General features: G+C 59.6%; 19 protein-coding genes and 3 pseudogenes. 12 read left to right on the forward strand and 10 right to left on the reverse strand.

Annotated elements, in window-relative coordinates; all coding sequences use genetic code 11:
* Positions 1 to 448 precede the first annotated feature (448 nt).
* The 4 genes and pseudogenes from DC522_RS35140 to DC522_RS29450 all read right to left on the reverse strand — a co-directional run bounded on the left by DC522_RS35140 (position 449) and on the right by DC522_RS29450 (position 2205).
* Positions 449 to 607: a transposase gene (locus tag DC522_RS35140; protein WP_245444673.1), complete on the reverse strand. Its 159-nt coding sequence runs from the start codon at positions 605 to 607 to the stop codon at positions 449 to 451.
* Between the two features lie 71 nt (positions 608 to 678).
* Positions 679 to 882: pseudogene (locus tag DC522_RS37605) on the reverse strand (transposase); the annotation flags it as partial.
* Positions 801 to 1184 (reverse strand): transposase, encoded by a 384-nt coding sequence (locus tag DC522_RS29440; RefSeq protein WP_245444674.1) that lies wholly within the window; start codon positions 1182 to 1184, stop codon positions 801 to 803. The gene DC522_RS29440 and the pseudogene DC522_RS37605, both read right to left, overlap by 82 nt.
* A gap of 835 nt (positions 1185 to 2019) precedes the next feature.
* On the reverse strand, positions 2020 to 2205 hold the full coding sequence (locus tag DC522_RS29450) for a hypothetical protein (protein ID WP_133239405.1): 186 nt from the start codon (positions 2203 to 2205) through the stop codon (positions 2020 to 2022).
* Between the two features lie 121 nt (positions 2206 to 2326).
* On the opposite strand from DC522_RS29450, the gene DC522_RS29455 reads away from it, so the two are divergent.
* On the forward strand, positions 2327 to 2881 hold the full coding sequence (locus DC522_RS29455) for a DDE-type integrase/transposase/recombinase (RefSeq protein ID WP_245444679.1): 555 nt from the start codon (positions 2327 to 2329) through the stop codon (positions 2879 to 2881).
* Here DC522_RS29455 and DC522_RS29460 read toward each other — a convergent pair.
* From DC522_RS29460 to DC522_RS37025, 4 genes and pseudogenes are all read right to left on the reverse strand, one after another.
* A complete protein-coding gene (locus DC522_RS29460; protein WP_116532060.1) occupies positions 2763 to 3230 on the reverse strand; it encodes an SgcJ/EcaC family oxidoreductase in 468 nt (155 codons plus the stop codon). The two genes, DC522_RS29455 and DC522_RS29460, sit on opposite strands and share 119 nt — an antisense overlap.
* 69 nt (positions 3231 to 3299) lie before the next feature.
* Positions 3300 to 4118, reverse strand: a complete 819-nt coding sequence (locus tag DC522_RS29465; protein ID WP_116532061.1) for a metallophosphoesterase — start codon at positions 4116 to 4118, stop codon at positions 3300 to 3302.
* 32 nt (positions 4119 to 4150) lie between these two features.
* Positions 4151 to 4330, reverse strand: a complete 180-nt coding sequence (locus DC522_RS37020; RefSeq protein ID WP_371680828.1) for a peptidoglycan-binding domain-containing protein — start codon at positions 4328 to 4330, stop codon at positions 4151 to 4153.
* Positions 4331 to 4393: 63 nt separating this feature from the next.
* A pseudogene (locus DC522_RS37025) lies at positions 4394 to 4603 on the reverse strand (lytic murein transglycosylase); the annotation flags it as partial.
* A gap of 37 nt (positions 4604 to 4640) precedes the next feature.
* Here DC522_RS37025 and DC522_RS29475 point away from each other — a divergent pair.
* Positions 4641 to 5318, forward strand: a pseudogene (locus DC522_RS29475) (transposase); the annotation flags it as partial.
* 13 nt (positions 5319 to 5331) lie between these two features.
* On the opposite strand, the gene DC522_RS36505 reads toward DC522_RS29475, so the two are convergent.
* Positions 5332 to 5625, reverse strand: coding sequence for a winged helix-turn-helix domain-containing protein (locus DC522_RS36505; protein ID WP_245444675.1), 294 nt, complete (start codon positions 5623 to 5625; stop codon positions 5332 to 5334).
* Positions 5626 to 6147: 522 nt separating this feature from the next.
* Between DC522_RS36505 and DC522_RS35145 the strand changes: the two genes are divergently transcribed.
* Together DC522_RS35145 and sctJ are read left to right on the forward strand one after the other, a co-directional pair.
* Positions 6148 to 6657, forward strand: coding sequence for a nodulation protein NolB (locus DC522_RS35145; RefSeq protein WP_245444681.1), 510 nt, complete (start codon positions 6148 to 6150; stop codon positions 6655 to 6657).
* Positions 6658 to 6678: 21 nt separating this feature from the next.
* On the forward strand, positions 6679 to 7533 hold the full coding sequence (gene sctJ / locus DC522_RS29490; RefSeq protein WP_245444677.1) for a type III secretion system inner membrane ring lipoprotein SctJ: 855 nt from the start codon (positions 6679 to 6681) through the stop codon (positions 7531 to 7533).
* 342 nt (positions 7534 to 7875) lie between these two features.
* Here the strand turns inward: sctJ and DC522_RS37610 are convergent, their stop codons facing one another.
* Entirely contained in the window at positions 7876 to 8004 is a 129-nt protein-coding gene (locus DC522_RS37610; protein ID WP_342027975.1) for a hypothetical protein, read from the reverse strand.
* 170 nt (positions 8005 to 8174) lie between these two features.
* Between DC522_RS37610 and sctL the strand changes: the two genes are divergently transcribed.
* From sctL to DC522_RS29535, 8 genes are all read left to right on the forward strand, one after another.
* Positions 8175 to 8798 (forward strand): type III secretion system stator protein SctL, encoded by a 624-nt coding sequence (gene sctL, locus DC522_RS29500; protein ID WP_047191092.1) that lies wholly within the window; start codon positions 8175 to 8177, stop codon positions 8796 to 8798.
* A gap of 2 nt (positions 8799 to 8800) precedes the next feature.
* Positions 8801 to 10153, forward strand: coding sequence for a type III secretion system ATPase SctN (gene sctN, locus DC522_RS29505; protein ID WP_116532064.1), 1353 nt, complete (start codon positions 8801 to 8803; stop codon positions 10151 to 10153).
* The gene (locus DC522_RS29510) at positions 10129 to 10662 is read left to right on the forward strand and encodes a YscO family type III secretion system apparatus protein (RefSeq protein WP_047191090.1); all 534 of its coding nucleotides are present in this window, start codon (positions 10129 to 10131) and stop codon (positions 10660 to 10662) included. Before sctN ends, DC522_RS29510 begins: the two co-directional genes overlap by 25 nt.
* A gap of 64 nt (positions 10663 to 10726) precedes the next feature.
* The gene (gene sctQ, locus DC522_RS29515; RefSeq protein ID WP_245444678.1) at positions 10727 to 11776 is read left to right on the forward strand and encodes a type III secretion system cytoplasmic ring protein SctQ; all 1050 of its coding nucleotides are present in this window, start codon (positions 10727 to 10729) and stop codon (positions 11774 to 11776) included.
* A complete protein-coding gene (sctR, locus tag DC522_RS29520) occupies positions 11769 to 12434 on the forward strand; it encodes a type III secretion system export apparatus subunit SctR (protein ID WP_116532066.1) in 666 nt (221 codons plus the stop codon). Before sctQ ends, sctR begins: the two co-directional genes overlap by 8 nt.
* 2 nt (positions 12435 to 12436) lie before the next feature.
* On the forward strand, positions 12437 to 12712 hold the full coding sequence (locus DC522_RS29525) for an EscS/YscS/HrcS family type III secretion system export apparatus protein (protein ID WP_116532067.1): 276 nt from the start codon (positions 12437 to 12439) through the stop codon (positions 12710 to 12712).
* Between the two features lie 11 nt (positions 12713 to 12723).
* Positions 12724 to 13545 carry a type III secretion system export apparatus subunit SctT gene (gene sctT / locus DC522_RS29530; RefSeq protein WP_116532068.1) on the forward strand — a complete coding sequence of 274 codons (822 nt, stop codon included), beginning with the start codon at positions 12724 to 12726 and terminating at the stop codon, positions 13543 to 13545.
* Positions 13542 to 14579 carry an EscU/YscU/HrcU family type III secretion system export apparatus switch protein gene (locus tag DC522_RS29535; RefSeq protein ID WP_116532069.1) on the forward strand — a complete coding sequence of 346 codons (1038 nt, stop codon included), beginning with the start codon at positions 13542 to 13544 and terminating at the stop codon, positions 14577 to 14579. Before sctT ends, DC522_RS29535 begins: the two co-directional genes overlap by 4 nt.
* Positions 14580 to 14676: the final 97 nt, after the last annotated feature.

Genomic DNA, 14676 nt, shown 5'->3' on the forward strand with positions numbered 1-14676 from the left:
CCAGAGAGCATCAGAAACAAGAGGTTTGGCCATGCCAAACCAACGCGCTCACCCCGGTTTTGTTAGGCACTCTTAGTCCGAAATGCCAATCCCCGTGTAGGTACGCGACCAGACAAGCCCATCATATGTGAATGAACCCTGCATCCCAGCGCGGGCATTCTCTCGCGAGCATGAAAGTAACTTGGCAATGTGCTCGCGTTGGAAGCGGCTTCACCCGGGAAGAAGATAGGCGGCTCGTCTTCGTGGACGGCACGCTTGCAGCCATTCTGGTTTGCCGCCCGAAAGACTGCGAAGACCCTGAGCTGAGGGGCAGTTGGTTCGTAGAGGCTGGGTTCGGTCCGATCACCGGAGTGCAGGAAACATTCCCGAGCTTCGAGGACGCGGTGGCTTGGATCCTTCGGCGCTTCAAAAGCTGGGAATACCTCATGCGCCGGAGCAGCGCGCTTCATTAGGTCGTGTGGACGGATTTGATTAGGATGAAGCTCAGAGCAAGAGCAACGAATGAGCTGTAGTTCTCAGCAGTCTTCTCGCAGCGTAAAGCAATGCGCTTGAAGCGCTTGAGCTTGCCCATCGTCTGCTCGATGCGAGCCCGACCGCGGTAGAGCATCTTGGGAAGAACGTCGGCTTCTCTTTAGTCGTGGTGCGGTACGGAATGGCCGGGCAGATGCCGCGGGCGCGAGCGGCCTGTCGGTTGGCTTTCGCGTCATAGCCCTTGTCGCCTACCGCAGCGCGGGGCGTGATGTCCGGCCCGAGGTCGAGCAGGGTTTCGAATTGCGGGCTGTCGCTGGCCTCGCCACCAGTCAGGTGAAAGCCCAGCGGATCGCCATCCCAGTCGGTCTTGAGGTGGATCTTGGTTGAGAAGCCACCGCGGGAGCGGCCCAGCGCCTGCCGGCTCTGCCCCCTTTTGCGCCGGCAGCCGAGACATGGGCCCGCACGATGGTCGAGTCGAACATCTGCACCAGATGGGCCGTGTCGCTCAGAGCTGCCAAGGCCTCGAAGAACGCCCCGAACACACCTGCCCGGCTCAAGCGCCAGAACCGCTTCCAGACTGAGTTCCAGTTGCCGAAACACTCGGGCAGCGCCCGCCAGGTGATGTTGTGGACGGTGAAGTAGTGCAGCGCCTCCAGGAAGCGGCGGTCATTGCGGTCCTTGGCGCCGCGCCGGGAGCAAGAGGCGGCAAACACCCGCAGCACCGTCGCCAGTCGTCTTCCGTCATCCCCGTCAGCATGGTCGCTTCTCCTGAAGTCGACCCGCCATGAATCATCGCCTGACTGATTTGGGAATCTACCTACCCGTTGCTCGGCTCAATCCGTCCACACGGCCTAGAAGGCCGCAGAAGCCATTCTTGCTCCAGGGGCACCGTTCCACGTCCAAGATGTCGGATGACGGCTTCTATCTGTTCCATGCCCTTGCGGCTGCGCCTGCTTTCAGAGCCACTATCGAGTTCGTCTGGGGGAGCCTTTAAGATGCCGTTCTCGCTCTGGGGCATCATTTCCACGTCCTGCATGGACAATGCCTGCAAGCGGTCGCCGTATGGGACTCTGCGAGGCATGAAACGTCTACACTTGGCTTCGCAACGAGAGCGTTGATGTTTGAATCAGATGTCTAGGGTGCTTAGAACGGCATCGCCACGGTCTGAGCAACCGATTCAACGTCACGTGCACTCGTTAAAGATCCTTAGTAATGGGGAGAGTCGCTTTGAGCCGTGTCTTGATCTGGTCACAGTCAAGCTGCACCACTCCGGCAACTTCAATAACACAAAGGTGGAGAATGAGGAGAGGGTATCTTATTGCGGTCTATGGGCGGGTGGGACTTATCGTTGCGGCATTCGTGCTGATTGCTGGGATCATCGCAGCCCCGCTTCTCCCAAGCGTTGGATCGCCTGTCGTAACTGCTTCCAAACCTTAGTATGAGCCGGCGTTTCGCCTGCCTATTACACCAGCAAGCCTACAGGCGAATTAGCCGCGAGCCCGCTTCGTCAGGACACCCCAGGCCAAGAGGGAGGCGACTGCCTCCCCCTCATACTGAGCTACCTATTGGAGGTGTAAGTCCGGCCAGATTGAGACCGCCATTCGTCAGGTCAACGCTGAAGCGCTTGAATAGCCCGAGGAACTGGTTGGTGGTAATCTCCATGTCGAAGCTCTTAACAAGCAAAGGATCCGCTTCATCCAGAAGCCACTGATCAACCGTCTCGTAATCAGCCATGTCCACGATGACCGCTCGCACGTTGGCTGATCGAGGCGTCCAAGTTGACGATACGACGGTGTTTCGCTGGATTCAGGCTTATGTACCAGAACTCGACCAGCGCATCCGTCCGCATCGGCGCATGACAAACGGCTCCCGGCGTGTGGACGAAACATGCATTCGCGTGAAAGGCGAATGGGTTTATCTCTACCGCGCCGTCGATGCGACCGGGCAGACCATGGACTTTCTGCTTTCTCCAAAGCGGGATGCGGCTACCGCCCGGACGTTCTTCCGCGAGGCCTTGGGGCAACCGCATGTCGAGCAGGACCACCGGCGCATCAAGCGTCTGGTCCGGTCGGGGCTGGACTTCAAAAGCTTTTCGACCAGCTTGCAGACAATTGCTGGCTCTGAGGCAATGGCGATGCGCTCCGCAAGGGACAGGTTGTCTGTGCACCAGCAAATGCCATGGGCGCTCAGCGCGACTTCATGGCTAACCTGTTCGGTGAAGTCGCGTAACTCGCGTCCCTGTTGGCCTTTGCTCGACCTATGTCAAAAGTTGCAACAGAACCTTTACGTGCTCAATGTGCCAACGCCTTCTCGGGCATCATTGAGGAATGATGCGAGGAGATCAGCCACGTGCCGTTCTTGTACTCGTAGGTATAGGTGTAGCGGGCCGGAACCTGAGAGCCGTCCTTGAACGTGAAGGTGTAGGTGCCCGCATCCACTGCTGAGTTGCAGCCGATCTTGATGACGCGGCTATCGACATTGCCGCGCGGGTGATTCTCTAAGAAGTGCGCAAAATAGTCGATGCGCTCGGCCTGGGTCAGGCGCGGCTTATTCGACAGCGTCGGGAGCAGGATGGCATCATCCGCGTAGTTCTTCGCCACTTCCGTGGCGTTGAGCGTGGCGAGAGAATCGTTCCAGCGGTCGAAGAGCTTGGCGATGTCGGCCTCGCTGACCACAGCGCAGGTTTGGGAGGAGGCCGCCGCGGCAGGCTGCGCCTGGACGACGGCAAAGGCAAGGGTGGCGGCAATCACAAAACGCATGGTTAGGTCCTTCTGACGGTGCCATCGAGCACGCCCCGGCAGCCAATCGCGAGGATCTTCTTAGTCCAGCTAGTGGTGTGACACTAACGCTTTTTTCGCACGGGCGACCTTTTCCAGGATAGCTGAGACCGGGGCCCGATGGTACGTCTGGGGGGTGTGCGAGAGCAGGATCGACACAGCTCCCGCTGGGATGCCATGTGTGGCCTTGTCGATATCGTCCAGGCGATAGAAGTTTGTGTCATCGACACCGGCCAGATAGATGGCTTCGTTCCCGCGTGCAACGCGCGCCGCCTCGTTCAGCAGGAGCCGGTAGCCCATGAGCTCCATGGCCGGCACCATGCGGATCGTATCGTGGTTCCCCAGGATTGCGTAAGCAGGGCTTTTGATCGCTGCCCGAAGACGCTCCAATCCATCCAGCGCTTCCTTGTAGGGGCCATAGGTGAGAGCGCGGTAATCTCCTGTCAGCACGCACAGATCATAGCGCAGCGGCTCGATGCGCCGGACAAGTGCGTCCAGGAACTGGTCATTCATGCCGATGTGCAGATCCGCGAGGTGCAGGAGCACGAACCCGTCGAAGGCGCCCGGCAGATGAGGAAGTTGCACCTTGTGGTGGCGGACCTCGATAGCAAGAGTATTGCGCCGCGCTCTCTCATGCAGGCCGAGCAGCCGGAGACCGCCTCGGATCAGGGCTGGGTTCGAGAGCCAGTGCCCACGATTGAAGAGTTGGATGCGCTGGCGCAGTGCCTGAGCCTCATACTCCGCCTCCCGCCTGAGGCGTTGCACGATGTAGGTCGAGCCGAGACGCGGTTCGAGTCTGGCAAGAGCCGTTTTCTCGTCAGGCGTGAGGCCAAGCTCAGTCGCCAAGTGAGGGATAAGGGGCTCTGTCATACGAACACTGAGCGTCTCATAAGGAAAGCGGCCTATCGAATCATTGGGATCAAAGCGGCATCAGGAACGCAGGTCTCCGCGCGTCGGTTTCGCGCTTGCCACTCGCCAATGGCAGTGCGCGTTGCAAAGCCGATCAGGCCGTCGACCTTTCCGACATCATGACCTTGGGCCTGCAGGCGCTCCTGCATGGTCCAAATATCGCCTCGCTTCATAGGATCTATTGGCCTCCACGCTGTCAGAAAGCCGGAGCCGCCACGTAGCCGATCGGCCAGATGGCCGATGAACAGCGCATAAAGATCGGACTCGTTGTACTGCTTGAGCGCATAGAAGTTCTCTGACACCAGAAAAGCCGGTCCCAAGCGGCCGGCGGGCATCAGCAAGAACGCGGTTGCGTCGCTGTTCTCGCCTGGCAGGGACGTATGACCGGCGCGAGTGAGGCCGAGCTGTACCCACTCCTGCAGCGGCCTGCCTTGCCGCGGTCCTTCCTCATCAGCATCTCCGCCAGAGCTCTCGCGCTACCCGCGATTACTCGATGTCCACATATGCATGCTGGTGCTGATCGGAGCCACCTCGGAGGGCAAAAAGGAGCCGATCGGCTTTCAGGCCGGGGTGCGCGAGAGTGCCCAGAGCTGGAGAGAATTACTCGTCGAGATCAAGCGGCGGGGCCTGTCCATTCCGCCCCGGATGGCGGTTGGTGACGGGGCTCTCGGCTTGTGGACTGCGCTCGATGAACTCTTCTCCGGCACCCATCATCAGAGGTGCTAGCTGTATAAGACCGCCAACATGCTCAACAAGGTGCCCAAGTCCGTGCAGCCGGGGACGAAGACAGCCCTGCGCGAGATCTACTTGGCGGCGACACGAGCCCAACCCGAGGTGGCCATCGATCTATTTGAGGAAGCCTATTGCGCACGTTATCCCAAAGCCGTCGAGTGCGTGCCCAAGGACCAGCAGGCGCTGCTGGCGTTGAGAACCACGAACCCGATCGAGAGCGTGTTCGCCCCGGTCCGGCATCGCACGGTGCGCACCAAGGGCTCGCTGTCGCCGACCACCGCCCGGCTGATGGTGGTCAAGCGCGTCATGGCGGCCGCGAAAAGCTGGCGTCGGCTGATGGGCGGAAACCAGTTGCCGAAGGTGATCGCGGGTGTCAGATTCCAGGACGGTAGCGAGGTCATTCCGCTGCCAACACACAGCACCGCCTGATCCGCCCCATCACCTAAAATCCGTCATAGCTGGCGCGCTTGTGGCAGGGGCGCATTACAGGTGTCACGCCTCTGGGGGCGAAGCTGCGGCCGCGCCCATCGTCCGAGCGTCGGCCGGTCTCGTCACCCCAGAAGATCGTGCGCTTCTCCCCTCTGGCTTGCGCCACGACGGCTGAGTCGTCCTGCCGTAGCCAGCGCCGCACTGCCTTCGGCGACTGCTCGTAGGCCCGTCTGAGCGGCTTCTGGGCCGTGAAGCCCCAACGCGCCAGATCGGTGCAGACGGTGCGCACCGCCAGCCGGGATCCCACAGGACTGCTCGGTCAGCATCCGCACCACCGCCCGGCTCCACAGGGCAAAGGGTCGACCGAGTTCGTCGGGCGTATGCTGGCTGATCAGAGTGCGGACCTGCACTTCCTGCTGGGGCACGAGAAACCGTCCCGTGCCGGGTGCCGGGCCCCGCGGCTGGCCAATCCCGCCCGGCCCTGTTCGGCGAAGCGGCGGCAGATGTCGAACACGCCGGTCCGGGTCAGGCCGACCCGCGCGGCAATGGCATCATAAGTCAGGCCGCTCTCGCGCAGTCCGACCACCTGCGGCCGACGCCCCTCTTGCGCTGCTGCCGACAGCTTGCGCATGTCCACATGGTTCATTCCGCCGAACTGGGTCGACGGACCGTCGATTTCAAGATTACCTAAGCCGGATCAATATGTGACGAATTCCCTGGCGAGTTCGTCAGCTTGCTGTCAGTTTGACTCTCTAGGGTATTGACTCGATAACGAGCGATGAGTGGCTAGACTCATCACATGTGAAAGAAAATAACGAGTCCTTGCATGATGTTGGCCGCTACACCGATCTCTCCCAATCTAACCAACAGTCTGCCCAGGATCGGGTCGGCGGAAATACTCGGCGAGCAAGCTCGGTTTCAGCACAGTCTTGTACAGGCGGCCTCGATTAAAAACGATGTCCCCTCGGCGACAGATAAAGCGGCGCCCGTTCCTCCGCTGTTAGAGGTTCAGCGTGCGACAACGCAGACGAGTCCGCTGGGCGAGCGCGTCCTCCAGACTCTTTCTGCAATGTATCGGAGCAATACAGTTCCTTCTGCCGCTGCCAGCAGTGAATCGGCTCTTGCGAAGAGTGTCCAGCCTGGGCCGGCCGCGCAGCGCCTTCCACGGCCGGAGGGGGTCGGAGTGCGTACGGCGGGCCAGCCGGAAGGGGCGGATAGGTTCGAACCGATGCTGGCGAACTTGCGGGATGTTTACAACAGCGCCATTCAGGTCTCGCTTGTCACTAAGAGTACCGGCGCCGTCACCTCATCTCTGAATAAACTACTGTCAGCGGGCTAACTGAGGCGGATGACTGGTTCGATGGACAAAGAAATCGACCATGGCCGCCTTTTCAAACGGCGGCTTCACGTTCTCATTGTGCTGCCACCTCTTCTCGCACTGATCGGCTGCAAGGCCGATCTCTACACCAAACTTCAGGAGCGCGAGGCGAACGAGATGCTCGCGCTGCTTCTTAACAAGGGGGTCGACGCGGCCCGTGTTGTCGCTAAGGACGGGTCCAGCACGATTCAGGTCGAAGAAAAGCAGGTTGCCTTCTCAATCGACCTGCTGAATACCGAGGGGCTGCCGCGTCGGTCTTTCAAGAACCTCGGCGAAGTCTTCAAAGGATCGGGCCTGATTGCCTCCCCTACCGAGGAGCGCGCCCGCTACGTTTATGCCCTGAGCGAAGAATTGTCGCGCACGATCAGCGATATCGACGGCGTCCTTTCTGCGCGTGTCCATGTTGTTCTGCCGAAAAATGATCTGTTGCGACAGGACGCCACACCATCGTCGGCGTCGGTTTTCATCCGACATGCCTCCGATGCAAATCTCCCGGTTCTACTGCCGCAGATCAGGATGCTTGTGGCCAACAGCATCGAAGGATTATCCTACGACAAGGTAGCGGTGGTTTTCGTGCCGGTTGAACGGGCTGCGCTTGAGGAACGGCCTGCACCTGCGACCAGTTTGATCCAAGCGACCAAATCCATTCCAACGCCAGTGCTTGCGGTTGGGCTAGGTCTAATCGGTGCTGTGTTTGGCGTGCTATGCTACGTCTTGCTGAGCGCTCGTATGTATCTGCGCAGGCAATCACCGCGCGAGCTAACCACGGTCGGAGAGCGACCAGGCGCGTCCGCAATCGAGACCGTTGGTAAAAACATCATCTCCGATGCGGCCTAGGGTGGTGTTCCATTGCCGAGATTGATGCCATCCGCCGGACTTCAACGTCCGCTCCAATCGACTTCTGTGGGCCTGAGCGAGCTTGTCGCATCAATGCATCCGACCCGTCTTGCCGCACGTCTCGACGTATCACTATCGGCTTCGACAGTGATGCGGCTGCAGAAGAGCCCCAGGCTACAGGGTAGACTGGCGAGATTGCTGCTTGGCAATGAAATGGACCCGAACGGGAGTGGCTGGGGAAGCGACCTTCTGCTCGGACATGATCCGCGTCGGGCTGCTCTGCTCGCCGGCAGTATCTGGCATGCCCGCTCGCTGCTAAAGCTAGTTTCAAGGTATGACCTCTCAATTCTGATTGGACGTATCGGCGCTGAAGCGCACGCTTTCGGTATCCGGCATCTGGCCAATGCGATCGAAACCACATCGATTGCCGATCCGGAGCGACTCGCGCGTCAGATTGAACACGAGGGACATGCCTGTCTCGGCGCTTGGCTGAACGAGGCTTCAGCGCTTGACCGTACCCGTGTGCTTCTACGCTTGCCTATTGGGACCGCCGCCGAGAACCCAGCGGCCGAACACCGCAATGCTGCGGGCCCATTGCTCTCCTTGGTGATAACCCATTTGGCGACGGAGATGCCCACTGTATGACAGCCGATGCTTCAATATCCCCCGTCGCCCCAAAGATACGCCCGCTCGGGCCACTGATACCGGCGAGGGAGCTCGCAATCTGGCACAATGCGGTCGAGACGCGCGCCGCAGCAGAGCGGCATCTGCAGCGGGTTCGCAGATGGGCACGCACAGCTTATCACCGGGAGCGGGCGCGCGGCTATGCAGAGGGCTTGAACACTGGCGCCGAGGAAATGGCGCGGTTGGTTGCGGAGGCTGCCTCCGAAGTGGCACGGCGAAAAGCTGTTCTGGAGCGGGAGTTGCCACAGCTCGTGATGGAGATCGTGAGCGATCTGCTGGGCGCCTTCGATCCGGGCGAGATATTGGTGCGGACCGTTCGTCATGCGGTTGAGCAGAAGTTTAGCGGCGCGGAAGTTTGCCTTCATGTGTCTCCCGCGCAGGCCGATGCGCTCGTGCGCGAATTCGCTGCATGCGACGGACAGGAGGGTCGGCCGAAGGTTCGAATTCATTCGGATCCGGCGCTGTCGCCGCAGCAATGCGTGCTGTGGAGCGAGTTTGGAAATGTCGACTTAGGACTTGCCGCGCAGCTCCGCGCGCTCCACCTCGGCTTTGGGTTGCGAACTCAGGGAGGCGAACTGTGACTATGCTGCGAGCAAAGCATAGCAACCGCGCCGAAGATGAAACTCTGGAGACGGGACTCTCACATCTGAGATCTACAGCAAAGCGTATCAACACGCGTGCCGTACGGGGACGGATCACGCGGGCCATCGGTACGCTGCTCCATGCCGTCGTGCCCGAGGCGCGTATTGGCGAACTTTGCCTGTTGCAGGATCCGCGCACCGGCTGGTCGCTTGAGGCGGAGGTGATTGGTCTGTTGCAGGATGGCGCTTTGCTCACACCGATCGGTGACTTGGTAGGCCTATCCAGCCGCGCAGAAGTCGTGGCCACCGGACGCATGCATGAAGTGCCGGTCGGTTCTGATTTGCTTGGCCGGGTGGTCGACAGCTTCTGCCGTCCACTCGACGGTAAAGGCGCAGTCAAAACCGCTGAGACTCGTCCGCTGCGCGGCAAGGCCCCCAACCCCATGACGAGGCTCATTATCGAGCGGCCCCTCCCACTTGGCGTACGCGCCTTGGATGGTCTTCTGACGTGTGGCGAGGGCCAGCGAATAGGAATCTATGGAGAGCCTGGCTGCGGCAAGTCGACGTTGTTGTCACAGATCGTGAAAGGCGCGGCCGCCGACGTCACAGTCATCGCGCTAATAGGCGAGCGTGGACGTGAAGTGCGCGAATTCATCGAGCGGCATCTTGGGGAAACGGCCCTTTGCCGCACGGTCGTTGTCGTTGAGACCTCGGATCGCTCGGCGGTAGAACGGGCGCAATGTGCGCTTACCGCAACTGTGCTCGCCGAGTATTTTCGCGAACAAGGACTGCGTGTCGTTCTGATGATGGATTCCTTGACACGCTTCAGCCGCGCCATGCGCGAGATCGGTCTTGCTGCCGGTGAGCCACCCACCCGGCGGGGCTTCCCGCCCTCTGTCTTTGCCATGCTGCCAGGCCTGCTGGAGCGTGCTGGCATGGGTGAGCGCGGCTCAATCACAGCCTTCTATACCGTGCTTGTCGAAGGTGACGGCACGGGCGATCCAATCGCCGAGGAGTCGCGCGGCATTCTCGACGGTCATATCGTACTCTCGCCCCTCGTGGCGGCGCGCGCGCATTTCCCCGCGATCGATGTTCTGTCGAGCCGCAGCCGCGTCATGGACGCGATCGTATCTGCGTCGCATCGCAAGGCGGCATCCGCCTTCCGTGATCTGCTTTCTCGCCACGCTGAGGCCGAGTTCTTGATTAAGGTCGGCGAGTACAAACAAGGCAGCGATCCACTGACGGATCGGGCGATTGCCTTGATCAACGATCTGAACGAATTCTTGCGCCAGGGTGAAGACGAGGAGTCCAGTTTTGAGGAAACCGTCGCATGGTTGTCGCGTCTGACCGCGTGAGTTCCGCTCACGCTTCGAGCTTATGCCTTGTGAAGCATATGAGAGAGCGGAGTGCGCTTAATGGGCTGTCCACCATGGAGGCCAAACGCCACGCTGCCGCCTTAGCAACGGAACGCGCTTCGCGGGATCTTGCAGTTGCCGAGCAGCAGCGTGCAAGGCTTGAGGCGGAGCTTTACCAACACCTGATGTCGCTCGATCTCTTGTCCGTCGCGGAACTCGATCGTTGCCACCTCTTCATTGAGCGGCTCACCGCTGAGATCACCTTGAGACGCCGGATACTTGACGACGCGCGTGTCGCTCAAGGATTGGCCGAGACAGCGGTGTCCGAGATGCGGGCGCACTGGGCCGAATGTTCGGCGGCGACGCACAAATGGGAACAGATCGAGGCCGACGTCCGGCGCGCGGCCGATTCCTATTCGGAGATCGCAGCCGAAATGGAAGCCGATGATGAGATCTTGCTTCGGTATGGGAGGGGGTTGCGTGGTGAGGTGGCGGGCGACTCAATCTGATGGCCGCGAGTCCGCATGTGGTGACGCCGACCTGCAGTCTGTCAAACTACATGCGGTAACTACTGTGGGCAAAGAAGCTACGTTCAAACCCGCGGCAACTTTGTCCCGGGCTGTGGTCTCGTGGCTCAATGAAATTGCCGCACCCCGTACACCGTTGCAGACCCACCTTGGCGAAAGGTCGCTGTCGGTGCGGATGGACCGGGTTGTCTGGCAGCAGGAACCTTCGGCTATATCGATGCTCGACTGCGTTTGGGGTGTCGGAGATGAAACGATTATCTTGTCGTTGCCGTGTATGCTTGTGGAGGCGCTGATCTCGACCGTGCAGAGTGGCCTCGTCTTATCCTCCGAGCCAAGTCGTTCGCTGGTTCTCGAACTTGCACTCGAACCTTTGATTGCCCGACTAGAGGCTGAGACACAGCAGAGCATGCAGCTTCTCCGAGTGGACAATGCGACGACGCTAGGTCCTTATCTGGAATTCGACGTCATCTACACGCCGTTTAGGGGCAAAGGTCGCCTGTTCTTATTTTCGTCTCTTGATGATGCGGTACCGCCAGCGTTCCGCGCGTTAGACCAGCTGCTCAGCCAATTGCCGCGCCAGACGCGCAAGCTTTCTCCTGAACTGCCCGTCATCGTCGCAGGGGAGATCGGCTGGCTCCACACTTCGGCCGCACTTCTTCGTAAAGCGTGTGCTGGCGACGCTCTGGTGCCAGACGTAATGCCGCTCGCCCGTGACCAGGTCATCCTCAGTGTGGGCCGGCTATGGGCTGTGGCAGATCTTGCCGGCGATCGCCTGATCCTGCGGGGGCCATTCCGCCAGCGACCGCGCCATCTGGAGTATGCGCATATGACGACTCAACCCGAATCGCAGGAACCACCGCTAGAAACGGATCTCGATGATATCGAGATCATGCTTGTGTTCGAATGCGGCCGCTGGCCGATCGCGCTGGGAGCACTGAGGAATGTCGGCGAAGGGCATGTGTTCGAACTTGGCCGACCGGCCGACGGCCCGATCGATATCCTTGCCAACGGCCGGCGTATCGGCCGTGGCGACATCGTACGGGTCGGCGAGGAGCTTGCCATTAGGCTCCGTGGCAGGTTGGCGGGCAATGACTGACGTTCAACCCGGAATCCTCGCGCTTCTTGCGGTCACAGCCGGGCTTGGTCTGCTGGCGTTCGCAGTCGTCACAACCACCGCGTTCGCAAAGATATCGGTCGTTCTCTTCCTCGTCCGCAACGCACTCGGAACCCAGTCGGTGCCGCCCAATATCGTTCTATATAGCGCAGCATTGATCCTTACCGTCTTCGTTAGCGCGCCGGTTCTTGAGCAAACCTACAACCGCGTGACCGCCCCGCAACTCCGCTACCAAACGTTCGACGACTGGGTGACCGCCACTAAAGAGGGGCTGGAGCCGCTGCGCGGCTATCTGAAGAAGTTCACCACGGAAGAGCAGCGGCGCTTCTTCCTGTCCTCGACCGAGCATGTCTGGCCGGAGGAAATGCGCGGCCGGACCACGGGCGATGATTTGGCAATTCTTGTGCCATCTTTTCTAATCTCGGAGCTCAAGCGTGCCTTCGAGATTGGATTTCTTCTCTACCTTCCCTTTATCACCATCGATCTCATCGTAACGACAATCCTGATGGCCATGGGCATGTCGATGGTCTCCCCAACAGTAATAACCATCCCATTTAAGCTCTTTCTATTCGTGGTCATCGATGGCTGGTCGCGACTGATGCACGGGCTGGTGCTGAGTTATACAACATCGGGAATATGAGCATGAATGAGGCCAGCGTTCTCACTCACATGAGCCAATCGCTCGTGCTGTTTTTGATCTGGGTCCTGCCACCACTCGTAGCAGCGGTGATTGTCGGGCTTGGCATCGGCATCATCCAGGCGGCAACGCAACTCCAGGATCAAACCTTCCCGCTTACCGCGAAGCTTTTGGTCGTTGTGGCGGTGATCGCTTCATTGTTCCCCGTGCTGAGCGCCCCGCTCGTTGAACATGCCAAGCAAATCTTCACTGAGTTTCCCGCGCTCACCGCCGGCTATTAGCGACCCTCACCATGTATGGCTTGTCACCCGCCGAGGCTCAAAGTCTGATCGAGGCGGCTATCGAATTCATTGTTGCAGCCGGCCTTGGTATGGCCCGCGCCCTTGGCATAATGCTGGTCCTTCCTGTATTTACGCGGCCCCCCATTGGCGGGACAATCCGCGGCTGCGTGGCATTTGCGATTGGGCTACCATGCTTGGCGCAAATCAGCGACGGCTTGAAGACGCTAGACCCAGACACACGGCTGGTCATAGTCACGCTCCTTGGTTTGAAGGAGGTGTTTGTTGGCCTGGTGCTCGGCGTCCTGCTCAGTGTCCCGCTATGGAGTATCCAGGCGGTCGGTGAGATCATCGACACCCAACGCGGCGTCACCAGCGAGGTCGTTCCGGCCGATCCCGCAACGCACAGCCAAGCTTCGGCTACGGCTCTCTTTCTCGGCATCACTGCGATTACGATCTTCGTCGCATCGGGAGGCCTGCAGACGATGATCCGCGGCCTTTATGGCAGCTATCAGATCTGGCCCGTCTATCGGATTTTACCCCTCCTGACCGTACAAGCAGCAATGGAATTAATACGGCTGCTCGATTACATCATGCTTAGGACGTTTCTGATCTCTGGGCCCGTGGTCGCTTTCCTACTCCTGGTCGATGTCTCAATCATGATGCTTGGGCGCTTTGCGCCACAATTCAAGATGAATGATCTCTCGCCGACAATCAAGAATGTCGGCTTTGGGATCATGATGGTGACCTACGCCGTCTATCTCGTCGAATATATGAAATCGGAGATCATCCAGTCGAACAGCATGCTTGACTGGTTCGAGAATCTGCTGAAATGAGCGAAACGAGCGAAGAGAAGAAGCTTCCCCCTACTCCCAAGAAGCTTAGCGATGCGCGCAATAAAGGGCAAATCGCTCGAAACGCTGATTTTGTGAGTGCGGTCAGCGCCTGCGCCGGTCTCGGCTATCTCTGGTTAGAGGCCAGTCTAATCCAGGACAAATGGCATGAAGGGCTCCTACTGGTCGACAAGCTGCAGGATCAGCCCTTTGACACCGCCGTCAAGCAGGCCTTGGGTGTCTTGACCGAACTGACTATCGCGACCGTTGGCCCGCTCCTCGGGGCTATCGTCGCTGCGGCCGCTCTAGCCGGATTCCTGGCAAATCGTGGACTAGTCTTTTCCTTGGAGACGATCAAGCCAAAATTAGAGAACATGAATCCCGTCAACGGTCTCAAGCGCATTGCGTCTTTGCGTTCGCTAATCGAGCTTGGGAAGACACTGTTCAAGGTGTTCGCCCTCGGCGCAAGCTTTCTCCTCGTCGTTATCGGCATGTGGAAGACGCTGGTGTATCTGCCAGCCTGTGGCGTGGGCTGTCTCTCCTTTGTCTTCACGGAGCTGAAACTGCTGATTGGAATTGCTGCCGGTGCTTTTTTAATCGGCGGATTGATCGATCTCCTGATCCAGCGCTGGTTGTTCTTGCGCGACATGCGCATGACGGAGACCGAGGCGAAGCGCGAGTCCAAGGAACAGCAAGGTAATCCGGAGTTGAAACGTGAACACCGCCGTCTTGGTCAAGAGGCGGCCAGCGAGCCTCCGCTCGGTCTGCATCGCGCCACACTAATTCTGAGCGGACGGGAGATGCTGGTCGGGCTGCGCTACGTTCGTGGCGAGACCGGTGTGCCAGTCCTGGTTTGCCGCGGCAGAGGCGAAGCCGCTTCACGGCTGCTTGATGAGGCGCGGGCGCTGCGTCTCAGCATCATCGATGACCATGTCTTGGCGCGCCGGCTCATCCGTAACACCAAGCTGGGTGGTTTCGTTCCAGCCCAACATTTCGAGGCTGTCGCCAGAGCACTCTATGCCGCAGGCCAAGTCTAGAGCATCGGACGATTACACGGGCGCATATCCAGCAGCCCTGATGTAGTTCCAGCACTCGTGCGGCTCGAAGAGATCGCAGATGTTGCCGATGGCGCGC

This window comes from Microvirga sp. KLBC 81, from assembly GCF_003075415.1.
In the GTDB taxonomy this organism is placed as follows: Bacteria; Pseudomonadota; Alphaproteobacteria; order Rhizobiales; family Beijerinckiaceae; genus Microvirga.